The 20,885-nt window shown below is 43.3% G+C and carries 18 protein-coding genes and 3 pseudogenes; 8 read left to right on the forward strand and 13 right to left on the reverse strand.

Features of this window, described 5'->3' with window-relative positions; translation table 11 throughout:
- Positions 1-87: 87 nt before the first annotated feature.
- Entirely contained in the window at positions 88-2,265 is a 2,178-nt protein-coding gene (locus tag Len3610_RS13075) for a malate synthase G (RefSeq protein WP_176448337.1), read from the reverse strand.
- A 148-nt stretch (positions 2,266-2,413) separates the two neighbouring features.
- Between Len3610_RS13075 and Len3610_RS13080 the strand changes: the two genes are divergently transcribed.
- Positions 2,414-3,298: a LysR family transcriptional regulator gene (locus Len3610_RS13080; protein WP_176448338.1), complete on the forward strand. Its 885-nt coding sequence runs from the start codon at positions 2,414-2,416 to the stop codon at positions 3,296-3,298.
- A 179-nt stretch (positions 3,299-3,477) separates the two neighbouring features.
- Here the strand turns inward: Len3610_RS13080 and Len3610_RS13085 are convergent, their stop codons facing one another.
- Positions 3,478-4,011, reverse strand: a complete 534-nt coding sequence (locus Len3610_RS13085) for a GNAT family N-acetyltransferase (RefSeq protein WP_176448339.1) — start codon at positions 4,009-4,011, stop codon at positions 3,478-3,480.
- Positions 4,012-4,016: 5 nt separating this feature from the next.
- A complete protein-coding gene (locus tag Len3610_RS13090) occupies positions 4,017-4,196 on the reverse strand; it encodes a hypothetical protein (protein ID WP_176448340.1) in 180 nt (59 codons plus the stop codon).
- A 221-nt stretch (positions 4,197-4,417) separates the two neighbouring features.
- Here Len3610_RS13090 and Len3610_RS13095 point away from each other — a divergent pair, with 221 nt between their 5' ends.
- Positions 4,418-5,002 carry a superoxide dismutase family protein gene (locus tag Len3610_RS13095; protein ID WP_176448341.1) on the forward strand — a complete coding sequence of 195 codons (585 nt, stop codon included), beginning with the start codon at positions 4,418-4,420 and terminating at the stop codon, positions 5,000-5,002.
- 370 nt (positions 5,003-5,372) lie between these two features.
- Here the strand turns inward: Len3610_RS13095 and Len3610_RS13100 are convergent, their stop codons facing one another.
- Positions 5,373-5,588, reverse strand: a complete 216-nt coding sequence (locus Len3610_RS13100; protein ID WP_176448342.1) for a DUF2922 domain-containing protein — start codon at positions 5,586-5,588, stop codon at positions 5,373-5,375.
- Between the two features lie 277 nt (positions 5,589-5,865).
- Entirely contained in the window at positions 5,866-6,090 is a 225-nt protein-coding gene (locus Len3610_RS13105) for a DUF1659 domain-containing protein (protein ID WP_176448344.1), read from the reverse strand.
- 137 nt (positions 6,091-6,227) lie between these two features.
- On the opposite strand from Len3610_RS13105, the gene Len3610_RS13110 reads away from it, so the two are divergent.
- A complete protein-coding gene (locus Len3610_RS13110; protein WP_176448346.1) occupies positions 6,228-6,731 on the forward strand; it encodes a hypothetical protein in 504 nt (167 codons plus the stop codon).
- A gap of 41 nt (positions 6,732-6,772) precedes the next feature.
- On the opposite strand, the gene Len3610_RS13115 is transcribed toward Len3610_RS13110, so the two are convergent.
- Positions 6,773-8,086, reverse strand: coding sequence for a nucleotide sugar dehydrogenase (locus tag Len3610_RS13115; protein WP_176448347.1), 1,314 nt, complete (start codon positions 8,084-8,086; stop codon positions 6,773-6,775).
- A 366-nt stretch (positions 8,087-8,452) separates the two neighbouring features.
- On the opposite strand from Len3610_RS13115, the gene Len3610_RS13120 reads away from it, so the two are divergent.
- The 3 genes from Len3610_RS13120 to Len3610_RS13130 all read left to right on the forward strand — a co-directional run bounded on the left by Len3610_RS13120 (position 8,453) and on the right by Len3610_RS13130 (position 11,123).
- A complete protein-coding gene (locus Len3610_RS13120) occupies positions 8,453-9,451 on the forward strand; it encodes an LCP family protein (RefSeq protein ID WP_176448348.1) in 999 nt (332 codons plus the stop codon).
- A gap of 120 nt (positions 9,452-9,571) precedes the next feature.
- Complete coding sequence (tagD, locus tag Len3610_RS13125) at positions 9,572-9,955, forward strand: glycerol-3-phosphate cytidylyltransferase (protein ID WP_176448349.1); 384 nt, start codon at positions 9,572-9,574, stop codon at positions 9,953-9,955.
- A gap of 148 nt (positions 9,956-10,103) precedes the next feature.
- Positions 10,104-11,123, forward strand: a complete 1,020-nt coding sequence (locus Len3610_RS13130) for an LCP family protein (RefSeq protein WP_176448350.1) — start codon at positions 10,104-10,106, stop codon at positions 11,121-11,123.
- A 45-nt stretch (positions 11,124-11,168) separates the two neighbouring features.
- Here Len3610_RS13130 and Len3610_RS13135 read toward each other — a convergent pair.
- Both Len3610_RS13135 and Len3610_RS13140 read right to left on the reverse strand, forming a co-directional pair.
- Positions 11,169-12,073: pseudogene (locus tag Len3610_RS13135) on the reverse strand (Rpn family recombination-promoting nuclease/putative transposase).
- A gap of 256 nt (positions 12,074-12,329) precedes the next feature.
- On the reverse strand, positions 12,330-13,406 hold the full coding sequence (locus Len3610_RS13140; protein WP_176448352.1) for a glycosyltransferase family 4 protein: 1,077 nt from the start codon (positions 13,404-13,406) through the stop codon (positions 12,330-12,332).
- 177 nt (positions 13,407-13,583) lie between these two features.
- Between Len3610_RS13140 and Len3610_RS13145 the strand changes: the two genes are divergently transcribed.
- A complete protein-coding gene (locus tag Len3610_RS13145; protein WP_176448353.1) occupies positions 13,584-14,303 on the forward strand; it encodes a GntR family transcriptional regulator in 720 nt (239 codons plus the stop codon).
- A gap of 50 nt (positions 14,304-14,353) precedes the next feature.
- Here Len3610_RS13145 and Len3610_RS13150 read toward each other — a convergent pair whose 3' ends face one another.
- From Len3610_RS13150 to panD, 5 genes and pseudogenes are all read right to left on the reverse strand, one after another.
- Positions 14,354-15,403, reverse strand: coding sequence for an Ldh family oxidoreductase (locus Len3610_RS13150; protein ID WP_176448355.1), 1,050 nt, complete (start codon positions 15,401-15,403; stop codon positions 14,354-14,356).
- A gap of 30 nt (positions 15,404-15,433) precedes the next feature.
- Positions 15,434-15,895, reverse strand: a complete 462-nt coding sequence (locus Len3610_RS13155; RefSeq protein ID WP_176448356.1) for a tripartite tricarboxylate transporter TctB family protein — start codon at positions 15,893-15,895, stop codon at positions 15,434-15,436.
- Positions 15,895-17,412: a tripartite tricarboxylate transporter permease gene (locus Len3610_RS13160; protein ID WP_176448357.1), complete on the reverse strand. Its 1,518-nt coding sequence runs from the start codon at positions 17,410-17,412 to the stop codon at positions 15,895-15,897. Before Len3610_RS13160 ends, Len3610_RS13155 begins: the two co-directional genes overlap by 1 nt.
- A gap of 133 nt (positions 17,413-17,545) precedes the next feature.
- Positions 17,546-18,523, reverse strand: a complete 978-nt coding sequence (locus Len3610_RS13165) for a tripartite tricarboxylate transporter substrate binding protein (RefSeq protein WP_176448358.1) — start codon at positions 18,521-18,523, stop codon at positions 17,546-17,548.
- An 85-nt stretch (positions 18,524-18,608) separates the two neighbouring features.
- Positions 18,609-18,991, reverse strand: a pseudogene (panD, locus tag Len3610_RS13170) (aspartate 1-decarboxylase).
- 1,039 nt (positions 18,992-20,030) lie between these two features.
- Between panD and Len3610_RS13175 the strand changes: the two are divergent.
- Positions 20,031-20,816: pseudogene (locus Len3610_RS13175) on the forward strand (DDE-type integrase/transposase/recombinase); the annotation flags it as partial.
- Between the last annotated feature and the right edge of the window lie 69 nt (positions 20,817-20,885).

Genomic DNA, 20,885 nt, shown 5'->3' on the forward strand with positions numbered 1-20,885 from the left:
CAGCATTAATTTTAAAAATTACAAATATTTTGGAGGGGGTCTGTCCCCCACCACGGTAAAGCGTTAATGTGGTGGGGGACAGACCCCCTATTTTGCTATGGCTTGCTTTTCTTTTGCTTCAATCCTGCGTTGATGCAGGATCGGTTCGGTATAGCCGCTTGGCTGCTCGCGTCCTTTAAAGACAAGGTCACAGGCTGCCTGGAAAGCGACTGATGCATCATAATCCGGTGCCATTGGACGATACGCGGAATCACCGGCATTTTGCTTATCTACTACTTTGGCCATTCGTTTCAATGTATCCATCATTTGTTCCTCGGTGCAAATGCCGTGATAGAGCCAGTTGGTGAGCATCTGGCTGGAGATGCGCAATGTCGCGCGGTCTTCCATCAGCGCGACGTCATTAATGTCGGGGACTTTTGAACAGCCGACGCCCTGCTCGACCCAGCGCACCACATATCCGAGCAGTGTTTGGCTGCTATTGTCGAGCTCTTGTTGAATCTCGTCAGCCGTCCAACCGGTATCACGCGCAACCGGAATTTGCAAAATATCATCGCGGTACTCCTGCGCTTCTTGTTCAATGGCCGCTTGGACCTCCCATACATTCACTTGATGATAATGCAGTGCATGCAGGGTTGCAGCCGTCGGTGATGGTACCCATGCCGTGTTGCCGCCTGCTTTCAGATGACCAATCTTCTCGTCAAGCATATCCGCCATCAAGTCCGGCATCGCCCACATCCCTTTCCCGATTTGCGCTTTGTCTTTCAAACCGGCATCGAGACCAACATTGACGTTATTCTTTTCGTACCCATTCAGCCAGGTCGATGCTTTCATGTCACCTTTGCGGATCATTGGACCTGCTTCCATGGCTGTATGGATTTCATCACCGGTGCGATCGAGAAATCCTGTATTAATAAACACAACACGTTCGCGCACTTCATGAATGCAATTTTTCAAGTTCAGGCTCGTGCGGCGTTCTTCATCCATCAAGCCGATTTTCAGCGTGTTGCGTTCCATATCGAGCATGTCTTCCACACGTGAAAATAGTTCATTGGCAAAGGCCGCTTCTTTTGACCCGTGCATTTTCGGTTTGACAATATAAACCGAGCCGCGTTGTGAATTTTGATAAGGACCATTGCCGAGAAGACTGTGTTTTGCCATCAGACTTGTAAACACACCGTCAATAAGCCCCTCGAAGACCTCCTCGCCATTTTCATCGTGAATCGCGTTGTTCGTCATCAAATGCCCGACATTGCGGACGAACATGAGTACTCGACCGTTCAACGAGAGCTCACCGCCGCCCGGAGCGGTATAGGTGCGATCAGGGTTCAGCCTGCGCGTGACGTCTTTTCCATTTTTTGAAAAACTCGTTGTCAAATCGCCCCGGTTCAAGCCGAGCCAGTTGCGGTAGATGAGCGTTTTATCCTCGGCATCAACTGCTGCCACCGAATCTTCACAATCCATAATGCTTGTTGTGGCCGACTCCATAAACACATCTTTCACGCCAGCCGGATCCGCTTTGCCGATGGGATGATCAGGATCGATTTGAATCTCAGCGTGCATTCCGTTATTCCGGAGTAAAATGGCGTCAGGTCTGTCAGCAGCCCCCTGGTAGCCGGCAAATTGCACTGTATCCTTGAGCCTGGCTGCCGCACCGTTTTCCAGCGTCACCTCAAGCTTTCCTCCATTTACAGAATAACGGACGGCATCTTTATGTGACGCCCCCTCTAGCGGTATATGGTCATCCAAAAAGTTTTTAGCAAATGCAATGACTTTTTCACCGCGGACAGGATTATAGGAAGCTGTCTTCTCAGCACCGCCTTCTTCACTGATGACATCGGTCCCGTATAACGCATCATAAAGTGAGCCCCAGCGTGCGTTGGCAGCGTTGAGCGCATACCGTGCATTATCGATTGGCACGACTAATTGCGGCCCTGCCTGATGTGTGATGACCTCATCCACATTTTCGGTTGTGATGTTAAAATCGTCCACCTCAGGTTCCAAATAACCGATCTCTTTCAGGAAGGTTTTGTAAGTATCAAAATCCGACACATCATTTTCCTTATGCCACGCGTCAATCTGCTTCTGAATCGTCTCCCGCTCATCCAGCAATGCTCTGTTTTTCGGTGTCAAATCGGCAATAAGCTGATCCAAGTCCTTCCAGAATGCATCCTGGTCAAGTCCTGTTCCCGGAAGCGCCTCCGAATTGATAAAATCATAGAGTTCCCTGGCGACTTGCAGATTTCTCACTTTGATATAATCCGTCATTCCTGAATCCTCCCCTTTGTCCTTTCCTTCATTTTAATGTAAGCGCATCAAATACTAAAATACATGTTTTGCATGAATACTATTCCTTTTGGCTATACCTTGACGTATAATAGACATAATCAAACCTGTATGAAGGGAGCCTGTGCACATGGATATCAGGCAAATCGAATGCTTTACGGAAGTTGCCCGGCAATTGAACGTCACCCGAGCGGCTGAAACACTTCATATCGCCCAGCCCTCCTTAAGCAAAACGATTAAAAACATTGAACGGGAGCTTGGTGTACAGCTTTTTTACCGGGGATCGCAGCAATTGGAACTGACCGATGCCGGAGAAGCTTTTCTGGTCAATGCGAAAAAAGTTCTTGCGTCATTTGCCAATCTGAGATCTGAGTTGAATGACGTGATTGATTTGAAAAAAGGCGAAATCAGAATCGGTATCCCCCCGATTATTGGTGCCGCGTTTTTTTCAAAATTCATCAGCCGCTATAAAGAAAATTACCCTTCAATTGATCTGTTATTGACAGAGGTCGGGAGCAATAAAATCAGTGAAGGCGTCAGTGACGGCGACCTTGATATCGGCCTCGTCTGCAATCTTCCCGCACAGCAAGAAAACCTCGAAATCATACAACTTTTAAACGATCCTTTGATGCTTATGGTGCATCAAGACCACCCCTGGGCCGACCGACATGACGTGGCCTTTGCGGAAATCAAAAATGAGCCGCTTATTCTATACCATCATGATTTCTCGCTTCATGACCGAATCATGGCAGCTTGCTCAAGGCATGGCTTTGAACCGAAAGTCGTCTGTGAAAGTTCGCAAAAAGATTTCATGATTGAGATGGTAGGCGCCAAACTGGGCGTCACCCTGCTGCCAAGCCGTATCTGCAGTCAGATCGAGAATGAGAATCTCGCAGCCATTCCGTTTACACAACCGGAAGTCAATCTGGAGCTCGGCATGATTTGGAATAAGGATAAATATTTGCCTTATGCGGTGAGGGAATTTATTGGAATGTCGGAATCGTATAGGGTTTAAATTTGGGGCTGTTCACTTGAGTAGGAGGGATTGCCGCACGTTTTTTGTTGTTACGCGAATTCAGATGGCGTCGTTCATATGATCGGTGCGCGCTAATTTCGTTGGCGTCGCGCGATTGGAATCTGCTACTGTGCACGATTATGGATAGCTGAGTCTCTGAAATAACTGAAAGCGATTATCTAATTAACAAGATTTAATAGATTTTTAGTGTTCATTGCCATTAATTTATAATCCCCAGCAGGACGCAAATATTTAAAATCAAATTTCGAATAAAAATTAACTGTGTTTTCGGTTGATTCGACTGTTATTAAAGAACAACCAGATAATTTCGCTACTTTAGTACAATTTGTTAAAACAGAGCTCATAATGTATAATCCGATTCCTTGATTTTGATACCGACTATCTACACCAATATAATGAAGCCTGATTGCCGGGATTTCCTTAACCTTTTGAGGGAGATATATTTGCACTTCTTCCCTTTTCTGTTTGTTCATTTTAATTGTTTCGTTAAACAATGAATAAAACCCGATTAAATTTTGATCGCCATCAAAGAATAATCGGGTTCTGACTAAATTCCGTTGCATTAACTTAAATGCTTCCTGTTGTAAAAATGTCTCCACCTGGTTATCTCCATCTTTGTCCACACACTGAAACCTATTTATATACGCGTTATTTTGTTCATTTAAAAATTCCTCTGAAATGTTTCGGTCCACGACCCTTATTTCCCCCGTTTCTGCTCCTGATATTGCTCAATTAGCTCTTTAACAAATTTGCTGGGCTCAGGAGGATTATTGACAAATTCAGTAAAATCTTTAAACTCTTTCTCTGAATCAAAGTTAATTTCCGTTGACTTAACCGGTTTTGTTGCTGAAGTCATTTTTTTATCCTCCTTTGTCATAACTAGCACCTCCTAGAATATATCATATTCACTAAGGTGCTCGATATTTACCTTAAGTATACAATATTTCTGAATTTTAATCAAAACATATATTTTTAATTAGCAGACCCACCTTATCCTGTTACATAGTACTTAAGAAGGAATTATGCTCACTGCCGTTTAAACGTTTACTTTCCCGGTAAAATTGATAATACCAACTTTACTAAGAAAGGAGCTCCTAAATGAAGCGTTGGCTATTCGCACTCACAGTGTTAACTGTTGCCATCGTCCTGGCAGCTTGCAACGGTAACGCAAACGATTCAGAACAGCACAATGATAACGGTGATCAAACCAGCCAACAAGAGGACGGAACGCAAGCATCTGTTACAGTGGATTTAAAAAATGGGGACGAACAATCGGTTGGTACTGCCGAACTGGAACAAGTATCGAATGGTGTCAACATTACACTTGAAGGAACAGACATTCCAAAAGGGACACACGGTTTTCATATCCATGAAAATGGGACGTGTGAATCACCCGATTTTGAATCAGCAGGCGGACACTTTAATCCCGATGATACCGACCATGGATTTGATACATCAGATGGACCGCACGCAGGTGACTTGCCTAACATCACAGTTAGCGAAGATGGTACTGTCACCATGTCTTATCTTGCAAAAGATGTAACATTGGAGACTGGCAGCAACAACTCACTGCTTGACGATGGCGGAACAGCATTGATGATCCACGAAGGCAAAGATGACGGCGAATCACAGCCATCCGGTGATGCCGGCAACCGGTTTGCATGCGGCACGATCAGCGAATGATAGCACAAAAACGCAGTCCTCATATTGGGGCTGCAGTTTTTTTGTGCCAGGATAGTTTTTCCTTTCGCTCAAACTGTCACAAAAACGGCTCATGTTCACTGAAATCGGCTCATGTTGTCACAAAACCCGCTCAAGTTCACATTTTCCCGGCTCAAACTGTCACAATTAATCGACGTTTATTCCATTTGTTATCTTAAGACAAGCAATTTCACCGTTAAATAAAAGCTGCTGAACCCTAAATTACGCAGGGCTTTCTTCCAGCAATATCAAGAGAGAGTCAGCAGCAGTCAACGGGCTTGTCGGTCTGCCCGCAAATAACGAGGGGCTGCTGAAAAATTCAGCAGCCCCTCGTTATTTGCTGTTCACCTCATTACGGCAATTCAATCTCTTCAACCGTACGCTCAACGATCCGTGCTTCTTTGATCGATACGACATCACCGCCTGATGATGTGAACGCGTTCTGATTGATGATTTCCTCCATCGCAGCTTTGATAGCTTCCGGATCAGCAGGCTCTACCGGCTTCTCCAGCGAGTAAGTTACCGTCTTGCCATCTTCGTTTAAAAATTTCAATTCAAGCTTTTTCATTTTGTCACCTCCTTTATCGTTGCATGCTTCAGCGGCGGACGCTCCATTATGAATCGGTGCTTGCAGCCATGACTATTTATTCTTTATCGGGTGCTAAGTGCTGCAGCCCAAGCAAGAATTCCCCCAAATAGTCGCCGACAGATGAACACCAAGCGGATTTCGGTTCAGCTTTTATTAAACGAGCTTGTTAAACCGCTCCAAGCCTCACCAATTCTCATTTTGCCTCTAAATGATTCCTATTCACTGGACGAGCGGAGCCGCTGCACGTTTAAGAAAATCACACTTCTGTGATTTCGGAACTGTCATTACGTTCCACATTGACGAGCGGGCGCTCCTGCAATCCTGTCACAGCGTTCGCGATCGCATAAAGCTGATCAGCTGTTGCGGTTGTCTTCACGTTGTTGAAGCCTTTCGTTTTATAAAGCTGCTCCCCCGAAACCTCATCCACGCCATCGTCGAGGATAAGGCGCAACCGCGAATCAATCATTTGTTGTTCAGCCATGTTGCCACCTCCTTTCACCCCTACAATCGAAAGAAAAAGCAAAAAGGGGGCGTCAAAAATAAAAAAATTTTTTTGGATTGAGATGCCCCCTTTTGACGGGTTGATTTCGATTGTAGGAAAAAGAGAGGTTTTAAGGTTTGGGATATAAGGAAAATTACCGGCGGCTGCCGAAAATAAACAGCATTGTGGCGGTTTATGGTGGGAAGTTTCGTGAGCTGGGAGTGCTGTCCGGCGCTTGGGAAGGGGTCCTCACACGATTTGAGGCGGTTCTCGACCGGTTTGAAGCGGCTCTCGCTCGTTTTGGAGATGTTCTCGCACGATTAAAAGCGGCTCCCGCACGGTTTGGAGGGGTTCTCGCACGATTTGAGCCTGCTCCCGCTCGTTTTGGAGCGACTCTCGCACGTTTCAGGACGCTTCTCGCACGTTTTGAGGGCGCTCTCGCACGGTTTGAGCCGGCTCTCGCACGTTTTGAAGCGGCTCTCGCACGTTTTGAGCCTGATCTCGCACGATTTACCGCGCCCCCACACACAGAATTGATGCTGTCACAGGCTAACACTGCTCAATCGCTTCCGCCCGCCACCAGATCGATTGGCACAGAACTCATCCGCTTCAAACAATCTAAAAAGAACCCCCACCCATAAACATACGGATGGCGGTTCCTGATTCAATCGTCTAAAGAAGGCTACAAGCTCCAGTAATGATAACCGTGAGCTTCACTTTCTTTACGATCCAAAATGCTTTTAACGTCAATCAATACCTTGTTTTCGGTTCGGTATAGGCTGTCCAGCGTGTTCAGATCATATTGGTCCTTGATTTCCTGGTGGCCGATAGCCAATACGACACAATCCAAATCCTTCAATTGATCTTTTTCAACAAGCTCAATGCCGAATTCATCATAGACGGCTTTTTGATCGGCAACCGGGTCGTGGACGACAACGTCAACACCATAGTCCTTCAGCTCCTCAATGATGTCGATGACTTTGGTGTTCCGGACATCCGGGACATCTTCCTTGAATGTGATACCGAGGACGCCGACTCTGGCGCTGCTGATTTCCTGTTTGGCATGGATCATTTTCTTAATGATATTTGATCCGATATATTTGCCCATATCATCGTTGATTTTCCGGCCGGACAGGATGATTTGCGAGTGATGGCCGAGCTGTTCAGCTTTATAGGTGAAATAATACGGGTCAACGCCAATGCAGTGGCCGCCGACAAGGCCTGGTGTGAATTTCAGGAAGTTCCATTTGGTGCCGGCTGCCTCCAATACGGCATTTGTGTTAATATCCATTTTATTGAATACCATCGAGAGCTCGTTCATGAAGGCAATATTAATATCACGCTGTGAGTTTTCAATCACTTTAGCAGCCTCTGCCACCTTAATCGACTCTGCTTCATGGACGCCGGCCTCAATAATCGCGTCATACACGCTTGAGACTTCACTTAATGCTTCATCATCAGAGCCGGATACGATTTTAATGATTTTTGTCAGTTTATTTACTTTGTCACCTGGGTTGATGCGTTCCGGGGAGTAGCCGACTTTAAAATCAGCACCAATTTGCAGCCCGGATTGTTCCTCGAGAATCGGAATGCAAATCTCTTCGGTCGTTCCGGGATACACGGTTGATTCGTACACGACGATTGAACCTTCCGTCAGATTGCGTCCTACCGTTTCACTCGCACCGATAACCGGATTCAGATTTGGCGTTTTATCCGTATTAATCGGCGTTGGAACAGCTACGATATGAAACTTGCATGTCTGTAAATCCGTTTCATCACTCGTGAAAGTCATCGTCGTATTTTTAACCGCTTCGTCACCGACTTCATGTGTGACATCGACACCGGTTAAATATTTGTCCAGTTTATCTTTGTTGACATCAAAACCGACGACATCAAATTTCTTCGCGAGTTCAATCGCGAGCGGAAGCCCGACATACCCCAGACCAATAACGGCAATTTTTTCATCCTTGGATGTTAATTTTTCAAACAGCGTCATAATCAATGCCTGCCTTTATTCAATCAATTTTTTACATACTATACTTTACCACATATAGGAATATGTTTTAAGAAAAACTCAGGCCTAGCCTCGTTTTTCCAGAAGTGAGAAGTCGGAAGTCAGATTGGACGAAATCGGCGGGTTAGCCGATTTCAAGATTGAGGTCTTCATCTGAAATGTTATACTTCTGACCTGACAAAAATGCTCTTTTGAATAACGTATATATCCAAACTATACAACGATATCCCGTTTTTGTATAGTATTTTAATCAGAGAATTGTTATATGTTGTCAATTAATTTCTACCATTGTTATATTGTCACTATTTTTGTAAAATAGTAGTTAGAAACAAATGAGGAGAAAATCTAATGTCGAAAAAGAAAAAATGGACGCTCATTATCGCTGTACCGTTATTATTAGTCATCATAGCTGCCGGCAGTTACGCCGCGTATTTGTACAACAAAACTGAAAACATGGTAAGTGATTCACAGGAAAAAGTCGGACGTGAAAACGATACATCAGAACTGAGAAGTGAGACTGTTAATCCGGTTGAGGACAATGTTTCCGCCCTGTTCATCGGGGTTGATAACAGCGAACACCGCAACGAAGCACAAGCCCGCTCGGACGCGCTTATATTGGCAACTTTCAACAAAGAAAACAGCTCAGTCAAGCTTTTAAGTATCCCCCGCGACTCGTATGTTTACGTCCCGGAGATGAATCAGCATACGAAAATCAACCATGCCCATTTTCATGGCGGCCCTAAAGCAACGATTGAAACAGTCGAGAACTTCCTTGACGTCCCTGTTGACTATTACGCCAAAATGAATTTCGAAGGGTTTGTTGAAGTTGTTGATGCCCTGGGTGGTATTAATTACGATGTCCCTTATGAATTATGGGAATCCGACTCGAATGATGACAAAAATAGTATCCATTTAATGCCAGGTGAGCAGCATTTAAATGGCGAAGAAGCATTGGCACTGGCCAGAACACGAAAATATGACAATGATGTCGAACGTGGAAAACGACAGCAGGAAATCCTTAAAACCATTGCCAACAAAGCAACATCCGCTTCCTCCGTCTTTAAACTGGGTGAAACAATCGATGCCGTTGGGGACAATTTGACCACGAGCCTTTCGTTCGATGATATGAAGAGTTTTCTCGATTATGGGCTTGATGAGAATATTTCCATTGAAACCGTCAACCTTGAAGGAAACGGCGGCTATATGGACGATGGTCTCTGGTACTATCAAGTGAATGAAGAAAGTAAAAACGATATGCGTGCGGAACTTCGGAGTCATTTGGATTTACAACAAAATATTGGAACAAGTGATTATGCCGATAACGACAAAAGCCATAACACTTATTGACCAAGAGACTGTATGAACAGTCTCTTTTCTAAAATATCGGAACAATTGTCGTCATCTTATTTACTATCGATCTGGTTAATAGTACAATAAGATGGGAATTCGTCTCGATGGGGAGATATTATGAAAAAAATCTTGACGTATGGGACTTTCGATTTGCTGCACCCGGGCCATATCAATCTTTTGCGCCGTGCAAAGGAGCTGGGTGACTATTTGATTGTCGGTGTATCAACTGATGATTTTAATCATGACAAAAATAAAGTTGCATATCATGATTTTGATAGTCGTAAAGTCATAGTGGAATCGATTCGCTATGTCGACAAAGTCATCCCCGAAACAAACTGGAACCAAAAAGTGGATGATATTATCACATATGATATCGACCTATTTGTCATGGGTGATGATTGGACTGGCAAATTTGATTTTTTAAAACGTTATTGTGAGGTTGTTTACCTGCCGCGGACAGCCGGCATCTCCTCATCAAAAATAAAAAGAAACAAACTATAAACCTATAAATTTGATATAAATATGTAACGTTTTCTTAATCGGATTCGTCTATAATATGTGGTATGATAGAAGACGCATTGCAAATTTCGACAATGCTGATCATTATGATTGATAGATTGATAGGAAACTTTAAAGGGGATTAATTAATATGGATCAACGTATGGAAATACGAAAGCAAAAAAAGAAAAAACGACGGCGCAGGATTCTCTATCCCTTACTGATTATATTTTTGCTGATGACCGGCGGGGTCGGTTACATGATTGTCCAGACATACACGGCTGCCAGCGAGTCGTATGATGACCTTGATCGTGAGAAATCGGATTTACGTGACGAAGCGGTGTCAGTCAGTGATGACCCGATTTCCATCCTGCTGCTGGGCGTTGAGGACTATTCAACAAACGGCGATAACGGCAGAACGGATACAATGATGGTCGCCACATTCAATCCGGATAATGAAAAATTACAATTATTAAGTTTACCGCGTGATACAATGGTTGAAATAGCTGATCGCGGCACACAGGAAAAGATAGCCCACGCCCATGCATACGGTGGTAAAGAGATGGCGATTAAAACAGTCGAACAATTCCTGGATATCCCGATTGATTACTACGCTGCTGTAAACTTTGATGCGTTTACCAATGTTGTTGATATCCTGGGCGGCATTGAAGTTGATGTGCCATTTGATTTCACACAGAGAACCATCAGGGAATCGGGGAATGAAGATTTGCAATTCACAGAAGGCCCAATGCAACTCAATGGTGAAGAAGCCCTGGCATTTGCGCGAATGCGGAAGCAGGATCCACGCGGGGACATTGGCCGAAATGAACGGCAGCAGCAAGTAATCGAAGCCATTATCGACAAAGCAACATCACTTAGTACTGTTACGAAAGTGGATGACTTGGCACAAGAAGTTGGAAGTAACGTCAAAACGAATATGAAAATAAGTGAAGGACTCGGATTTTACCGTGAGTATTCCGATTTCAGCACCAGCAATATTGAGAAACTATCATATGACACACAAACGCAAACAATTAACGGTATTGATTACGAGATTCCGAATGAACAATCACTTGCAGAAGTGAAAGCCATCTTACAACAGCATCTCGGTCTCGATACTTCGGCAAATTCCGAACCGCAGTCAGAAACTGGCACAACTGAACAACCATAAGGAAGAATCCCGGGGCTTATTTTCTGTCCCGGGATATTATTTTGCCTATAATGTTTTCTTCAGCTTCTCAATCTCTGCTTTTTCGAGATGTGTCACTTCAGCGATAAATTCAGTTGAAGCTCCCTTTCTCAACATTTCAGCAGCTACTTCCTTCTTCCCTTCTTTCTTGCCTTCTTTCTTGCCTTCTTTCTTCCCTTTCTCCTCATAGGAAATGGTATATTCCATTATCTTCTCGCCATCCTCCATTTTACCCATCTCTTCACGCAATTTTTCTTCCTCCTTTTCGTTTAGTTTCAGATAACTTTCAAAAAAACCGTAAATCATTTTTTCCTTGGCCGGGTTCAATTGCATTCTTACCAACATCCGCAGAAATTCCTTTTTAACTTCGATCCGATCCGCTCTTGACTGGCGTATCCCATTTTACTGAGCAACGCCGCAGCTGCAGGATTATCTGATTCAATGTAGTCACGCCAGTTCTTTTTCCTGAGTTCCAACATTAAAAAATTAAACGTCAAAACATGGAAGAACGGAAACTCAATTGTAAACGTATCGTGTTCATAACGCTTTTCGTCATAACTGAAAACAGCAATCGGCACAATTGGCTTACGATACTTATTATACAGCAGACTATAATAATGAAACATACGTTCATGGAAGTTCGGCTGCCTATAACTTTGCGGTTCGACATGGATGATAATAACAGAATCTTCGCCTTTAAGCTTCGTTTCAACGATAATATCCAGCCTTCGTGTTTTTCCGTCGTGCAGGTCGGTATGCACTTCTTCGGACAGCAGTTTCGCAGCATGATAATCGAGATGTTTGTGAACATCCGGGAAAAATACATCTATGAATTCTTTGAAAAATGTCTGGATGAGATCTTTGAATAGCAGATCATGTTTGGTGTATTCGGAGGTTTCTGCCTGTTCACGTACGATAGTGGCTAATTGCATTTTAGCACATCCTTTGTGGTTTATGAAGCGGAGTGACCGGGGTGTAATCGCTATAAGTATTATAACACAAAAACATATCAGGAACAAGTGTTCGAATTTATTTTTCCATCTAATTTTAAAGGCTGGAAATCTGATTGGTGGCACAGCCAAGTCAGCAAGTTTCGATATGAAAACCGTCATCCATATTGATCGTTCCTTACCTTTTAAAAAACACTTTCAGACCATCTAAATGACCCAAAAGTGTTTTTCTGACAATCTATTTCACTCTCTCTGCTCCAAATACCCGTTTAATCCAGCTTAATACAGGCTGCTGGCCTTGCATGACAATGCCGGATAATTCAGCGATGACCTGCATCCCAACAATAATGATGCCGAATATGATGCCAGAAGTCAGCATCGTTCCACTGTTAAACACGATCGCCATCCCGCCGAAAAAAGCACTGAATCCATAAATGATCAACACAGCAGCACGATGGCTGTAACCCATTTTCATCAATTGATAGTGAATATGCTTTTTATCCGCATTGGCTATGCCGTGTTTATTAACCGTCCGCCGAATAATCGCCAAAATCGTATCAAATACAGGAATGGCGATAACGATAATCGGAATAATAAAGCTGAATAAGGCAACGTTTTTAAACAGCCCGAGCATGGCCACCACCGCAATGGAATACCCTAAAAACAGTGCACCGGTGTCACCCATAAAGATTTTGGCCGGGTAGAAGTTATGATAAAGAAACCCGAGACAGCTGCCAATTAATATAACACATAAATAAGCGACCACAATGCGGTAATCGATTATCGCCATCACGAGAATGCTGGACAAACCTATGGCGGAAACACCCGCTGCCAGCCCGTCCAACCCATCGATCAAATTAATAGCGTTGGAAGCCGCAAGTATCCAGATAATCGTAATGATATATGCCAAACCATCCAAATAAACCGTACCAAAGAACGGCATAGTCAATTTATCAATCACCAAACCGGATGACGCAACAACAACTGCTGCCGCGATCTGACCTGCTAATTTGGTATATGGCTTCAAATCAAAAATATCATCCAGCATGCCCGTCGCCAGCATAATCAAGGCACCAATGATGATAGCTGTCATTTGCGGATGTTCCGGCTGCAAGTATAAAAATCCCGCAGCCGCACCGACAAAAATAGCCAGCCCACCTAAACTCGCCTTCGTGCCATTATGATGTTTTCGATTGTTATCCGGTATATCAGCTGCGCCCAGCTTTAAAGCTAATTTATTAATCAGCGGCGTTATGGCAAATGCAGCCAAAGCCGAAATCGCAAATGCAATGACTAACTCAGCTGTATCAAACATGGAAACACCTGCTCCATTTTAATTTAATGAAACTCCTTTATTGATTCTATCATATTTTTAATCGTTTGAGCACTGTTATTTTAGAATCATATTTTTTACTATAACTTCCCGTAGTGGAGTATGTTAAACTATTAATATTAATGAAATTTTTAGATTCCAAAATAACAGGTGATCATAATGGTATTGGACTATACAAATTCTATTCCGCTCTATATCCAACTGAAAGAAAAAATTGAAGAGAGGATTTTGAAAGGATTCTATACCGGCAAAATCCCCAGCGAACGCGAGTTTATGGATGAGTACTACGTCAGCCGCAGTACCGTCAGACAAGCAATTGATGCCCTGACAAGAGAAGGTACGCTTGAGAAAAAGCCGGGGAAAGGAACCTTTGTGACGCTGAAGCCAATTAACGATTGGCTCGGCAGCTTGAGCAGTACTTCTGAGACGATCCAACGCATGGGGATGGAACCTGGGGCAAAGCTGATTAAAGCGGATAGTGTCCAATTACCCAATATCCTGCAAAAATCAATAGGGATAACAGAAGCTGTTCACATTAAACGCATCCGTTATGCAGACAACATTCCGATTGGGGTTGAGAATAACTACTATCCTATTAAGCTGGGCGAAAAAATTAAAACGTATGATTTAAACAAGATATCATTATATGACCTGCTTGAGCAGGAATTAGGTGTCAATTCAATCGAAGCGGATCAGACTATCAAATCAGAACAAGTTGCCAGGGAAGATGCTCAACTATTGAATGTTCCAACGAGCACCAGTATGTTAATAGCTGAACGAAAATTAGTAGATATTAATGGTGATTTTGTCGAATACGAACGTGCTTCTTATCGATCGGATATGTATTCGTTTAATATTAAGCTTTCCAGAAAAAAATGAGTGACAGCCTATCAACGTCAGTTTGACAGGCTGTCCCGTTTAATGGTTTGTTACATCTTTAAGCGGGTTGAAATACCAAAAGCTTCCGCAACTGCATGAAGTTCGTCAATTGCAGCTTCTGTCAAAGGAATTCCGCTCTTTTGCCGTTCTCTTGCCCTTTCATTTTCGATTTCACCCGGCAGATAAATTTTATCGAAACCTTTGGCCGCCGGCACCTGTTTGATTTCTCTTGCCATGGTGTCCATCCGATTTTTGAACGTATCTAATTCCTCAAAAATGTCAGCACGCATCACGAAGAAAAATTGACCGACTTCCTGAACGTCATCTAAATTCTCAGGTCTACCGATACACGGTCCAAATGCAGCACCTGTCAGCAGTCCGGACAAAACATCGGCGAGTAATGCTAGCCCGTATCCTTTTGGACCTCCCACCGGTAAAACCAATCCATCCATTGCTTCCTGTGCATCTGTGGTTGATTCGCCTTTCTCGTTTATCGCCCAGCCGACAGGGATATCTTCATGATTTTGAATCGCCAGTTTTATTTTTCCTCTGGCTACAATACTTGTTGCCATGTCAAACACGATATTGCCCTCTCCCCCTCCAGGTATCCCATAGGAAATCGGATTCGTACCAAAATATCTTTCTTTTCCGCCCCACGGAGCCATATAGGATGGAGCGTTTGTTGTGGCTAAACAAACACAATCATTCTCAGCTGCATAGCCAGTGTAATCAGCCAACATGCCACAATGGTTGGAATGTGTGATGCCGGCAATGGCGACACCCGTTTCTTTTGCCTTACTAACAGCAGATCTTATCCCTGCAGTAGCGGGGATAATCCCCAACTCGTTGGCACCATCAATAAAAATGGATGAGGGGGTTTCCTTTTTTACCGTCATGTTATGCTCTCGGTTAACAACGCCTTTTTCCAAGCGATCGGTATAATTTTTGACCCGGGTGACGCCGTGTGAATCAACACCTCTTAAATTGGCAAACACAAGATGACGTGCAACGGTTGCACTGTGCTCCTCCTGCAAGCCGGCTTTTTGAAAAATTGCTTGAATGTAATTTTCCAGATCAGTATGGTTTATGTGAAAAGTCATGACTTCTACCCTTTCTAAGCGTATGTTTAACTAGCCTAATAGAATTCCTGCGGGCAACGGTACGAGAAATACGTAACGGAACAGCACAAAGAACACGATACTGACACTAACGGAACTGATTACAGCATGCACGATTTTCGCTTTGCTGCTTTTTTCCTGATTATCCCGCTGCAAATACCACGTTAATGTACCGATGAACAGCAGACTGGCTATTAAAAATCCAAACAGGCTTATCAAAACGACGTAGCCTATCATCCCAAGACTCATGACGAACACTTTACGTTTGTCAATTCCGCTAAGTAATTTGGTGTCGGTAGGCTTAATCAAACTTTTTATAAGATAACCTATACTCAGGATCAAGAGTATAATTCCAATCGTACGCGGGAAAACGTAACTCATTTCCGACAACCCTCTTGTTTCCCAAATCGCAATGCAGGCGACAATGATCAATATAACTGAAGATACCGTATTGTAGTTGATTCGTTGCATCATCAGGCCCCCAGCTCCTCTTGATGGTCTTCATGCTTATTTCGGAAAAGATTGCTTAAAAGTGGCAGCAGTATCGACAGGACACATAACACAATTAATACAATCGAGATTGGACGTGAAAAGAATAGTGCAAAGACGTTTCCGGATGCTTCTCCCAACAGCATGGATTGTGCAAGTCCTCTTTCTGCAATCGGTCCAAGAATAAGGCCCAACACAATTGGTGCCGGATTAAAGCCGGCATTTTTCATCACATAGGCCAGCAGACCAAACCCGATCAGTAATGCCACATCCAGGAAATTATTCCGAATCGCATAAGATCCTATAATTGTTAGAAAGACAATCGAAGGCGCCAAGTATGATACTGGTATTGAGAGAACTTTTCCAATATACCTGGATCCCATCAGTCCGAAGACAATCATAACGACATTTGCGATCACAAAGGCAATTAAAAATGTGTAAACCAGTCCTGGCTGCTGGTTCATGAGATCAGGACCAGGTGTAATCCCCTGCATCATCAATGCCCCAAGAATAATAGCGGCAGGCGGCGCTCCCGGAATGCCGAGCGATAACAGCGGAACAAGGGACCCGCCAACTTCTGCGTTATTTGATGTTTCAGCAGCCACGACACCATCAACATTCCCTTTACCGAATGACTTTTTATCTTTGGAAAAGCGGACCGCAGCATCGTACGACAATAATGATGCGACATTGCCCCCCGCTCCGGGAATAATGCCCGTTATGATACCAATGACGGATGACCGGATAATGGAAAATGGCTTTTTAATAATATAGAAAAAGAGGGTTTTGACGATGCCTTTTTCTTTTTTGACGCTTTTTTGGTGTTTGACCTTGTTCTCAATCATCGAAATGACTTCCGGTATACAGAAGAATGCAATTAAAATAACGATTAATTCCAGTCCGGATTGCAGCTCCGAAAAACCAAATGTATATCGTGACTCACCGCCAACCGGGGATATCCCGACAGTTCCGAGCAGCAGGCCGATACATCCGCCAATCAATCCCTTCAGCATGGATCCTGCTGACAACGTTGCAATCATCGTCAGTCCCAGTATGGCGACCCAGAAATATTCAGGCGGTCCAAAATTCAATGCCCAATCGGCCAAAATTGGTGTCAGAAATAAAAGCGCAAGACCACCTATTATGCCGCCGATTCCCGAACTGATAGCAGCAGCGGCCAGTGCCTTTGAAGCTTGTCCTTTTTTCGTCATGGGATAACCATCAAACGTTGTCGCAATCGCAGACGGTGTACCTGGTGTGTTGATAAGAATGGCTGATATGCATCCGCCGTAGATACCACCGATATATAAGCCACCCATCGTAATCAGCGATGTATCTGATTCCATTGTAAATGTAAACGGAAGCAATAACGCCAATGCCATGGTTGCTGTTAATCCGGGCAAAGCACCTACAATAATGCCGACTAATACACCGGCACACAACAGAAACATATTTAAAGGTTGTGTTAATGAACTCAGAACTTCTGGTAAAAACTCAAGCATCCCAGTACCCTCCAGGTGCGAAACCCTTTTTGGAAGTCCCAAAAAGGGTTATTCTTTACTTGTGGTGTTCGATCAATTTATTCGTCTTATTATCTAATTGGCCCAACAGGACTGTGACGAGCTCCAGCCCACGTCAGTTATCTTCAACATTTTCGAGAATTCGGCTGTACTGCTCTGTTTTCTGTTCAATATATTCCAGGGATTCCTCATGCCCCATTCTTTTCGGTTCGAATCCTTCATTGTACATCTCGTCCTCAACACCTTCTTCATCCAGGATATCCAAAAATGCCTTTTCGAGCGTGTCGATTACTTCCTGATTTGTCTCAGGTGGCACCGCTACACCACGGTCAATTCCCGGCGTCATATCATAGCCTAATTCCTTAAATGTCGGCACATCCGGCAATGGTTTAAACGTCTCTTCTGATCCAATGGCAAGTATATTCATATCATCTTTGTACTTAATCAGGTCACTGGAGTTTCCAAAAATAACCTCTGCATTCCCCCCAAGAAAAGCTTGAATGGACGGTGCAGCACCATCAAATGGCACGTATTGCATGTCGAGGCCGGCTAGATCCTGCAACTGCAGCAATGCAATGTGATGGCCCGAATATGTCCCGGAGCCTGCTACAGTAATAGAGCCCGGCGATTCTTTTGCCTTGTTTACGAGGTCTTCAAGTGATTCAATGTCACTATCCTTGGAAACGGCTATCCCGATTGGTGTTGCCTGAAAAATAGCTGCCGGCACAATATCCTCTGTCTGGTACCCTGTATCATCGTTTGCCAGTGGCTGAAGAATGATATGCGGGATATTGATGCCGGAAATGAAATGCCCATCCGGATCTTTACCAATCAGCTCGCTCCATCCAACGGAACCGCCTCCACCAGGTTTGTACTGAATCATAACATCCTGGCCTAAGGACTCTTCCAAATAGGGCTGCTGCCTTCTCGCTTCCACATCCGATTGACCACCCGGATCAAAAGGAATACTGTATGTAATAGATTCAGACGGGTAATTTTCTGCATTTCCTGAACCACCGGCATCTGCCCCGCACGCCGATAAGACCAATACCGCAGTCAGCATACTTACGACAATCAATGTCAACTTTTTCATGCTTTACCTCCCGATTCCAAAGTCACAACCTAATGGGTTATCGAACTAAAAGCCGATAAGTCCAACCGATCGGCATCAGTTGGACTTAAACCTTCACATCCCCAGGCCAATGCAAGTCATGTTCTTCTATGCCTGTAATGTCATGTTTCATCAAAACACGACTAGGCGCAGGTCAATTTCTTCCTCATTCATCTGCGCCATGCTTAGGATGATGACAATGTCACCAGGCGAGAATAAATGAGCTGGCGGGCCATTCAGACAGATTTTTTTCGAACCCTCCGGCGCCGGTAAAGCATATGTCTTCCATCTAGTCGCATTTTTCAGACTTGTTATTTGCACCATTTCGTATGGTTTAATATCAGCTTCTTTCATAAACTTCTCATCAATCGTCACACTGCCGACATAGTCAAGGTCAGCTTCTGTCACTCGCACTCTATGAAGTTTCCCTTTACACATCAGTCGCTGCATAAAAAAATTCCTCCTCGTGTTGGAATCCTCTTTAAGTATATAGTAAAGAAAGTAGATCAAATGAGGTAGAATGTACCAATTCATAGTGTACTGGTACGGACATATGACAATAATTGATTCAATATACACGGCACGTAAAATACAAGATAACGATGTGAGTTTTGTCGATTATAACCAATAGTGAGACAGAGAGAGGTGAAACGTTTTGAATTGGTATATATTTTGGATTGGCATTTTTCTTATTGTGGTAAAGCATCACTTTATCTCATCAAGATAGGGCTATTTTGTTTCAAATTCTCCAGTGTAATTCTGTACTCCCTGACATAATATGCTAAATTTTTTGCATATTGATATGGAGGGGGAGTTTTTTATGATGCTTATCCACAATTTTGAAATTGGCCTTGAGGAATATGATGAAAGGGGGTTGGAGAACAAATTCCCTGTATTTGATCGATGTCCCGATTGTCACTGTATTGCTCAGAATAACTTACATCGAAATGGTTATTATTGGCGATATGGGATAATGACAAGGATGAGGCATTGTATCCCAATATGCCGTGTAGGTGCTTAGTTCTGAAGGTTAATATTTCGATCTCCCAAGCTTTAATCCTTATTTTCAGCATACAATACATACGATTAGAGTACGTGTGAATACCGAAGAGAAAAAGTGCGTGGGGTATTCGCCAACAACTGGGCTCTATACATAAAGCGTTTTTGTGAACGCCTTAACTGGATTCATAGTTTTTCATGGATAGGCTGCCAACTCGGTTTGTCGAAAGACATCAAAAAAGAAGCCCCTAAAAAATATGTGAGGAATGATCCAGGATTTAGGCGAATCCACCTTCTTTCGAAGGAGCTGTGGTCATTTATCATCATATTTTATGGGCAAATTAATTGTACCATATTTGAGGCGTGATTTGGGGCGTGTCAAAATAAATTGTTATCCCACATAAATCTTGCCTATGAATCTTTTGCCGAAAAAAGTAGAATGAAAGCAATGGATAACCGGTTGTCCTTCTATCAAAAGGAGGAAAATTCAATGAATGAGAAAACACGGGAGGAAATTGCTTTATTTCGCTATGGGTTGATTGCCCCACTGTTGAATGGACATATGGAGCCGAAGGCATATTTTCAAGAATTGGAGGGGAAAATTCATCAGGTTCCTTATTATGGAGAACGAAAAGTTGCAACTAAAACAATGCAAGAATGGCTTCTTCATTACCGAAGGAACGGATTTGATGCACTGAAACCAAAAAGACGTTCGGATCATGGAAATTCCAGGAGATTGTCCCCGGATGATAAGGATCATATTTTAAAAATAAGGAAGGAATTTCTCCACATGCCGGTCAGTGTGTTCTACGAACAGCTAATTATACAGGGGGAGATTCAAAAGCATGAGGTTTCCTATGCCACCATCAATCGATTATTGAAAAAACATAACCTGGCTGGTAAGAATCATATAAGCTTTCATCCAGAAAAAGAACGGAAACGTTTTGCCTACGATAAGGTCAATGTATTATGGCAAGCAGATTTATCACATGGTCCATATATATCAATAAATGGAAAAGCGAAGAAAACCTTTTTGATTGCCTATATTGATGATTGTTCAAGGCTTGTCCCTTACGCGCAATTCTTTACTTCAGAAAAGTTTGATGGGTTACGAGAAGTCACAAGGGAGGCATTGATACGGCGTGGAAAACCAACCATTATTTACGCAGATAATGGTAAAATTTATCGTTCAGAAACGCTTCAACATGCATGTGCCCAATTGGGAATAACGTTGGCTCATACGTCACCATACGATCCCAAAGCAAAAGGTTATGTATAGTAAATGATAATGTAAAGTAAATCTTTTCTTTGCAGTCAAAGCAGGGTATTATGCTAAAATACTTTA

The organism is Lentibacillus sp. CBA3610, assembly GCF_013373365.1.
Classification (GTDB): Bacteria; Bacillota; Bacilli; order Bacillales; family Amphibacillaceae; genus Lentibacillus.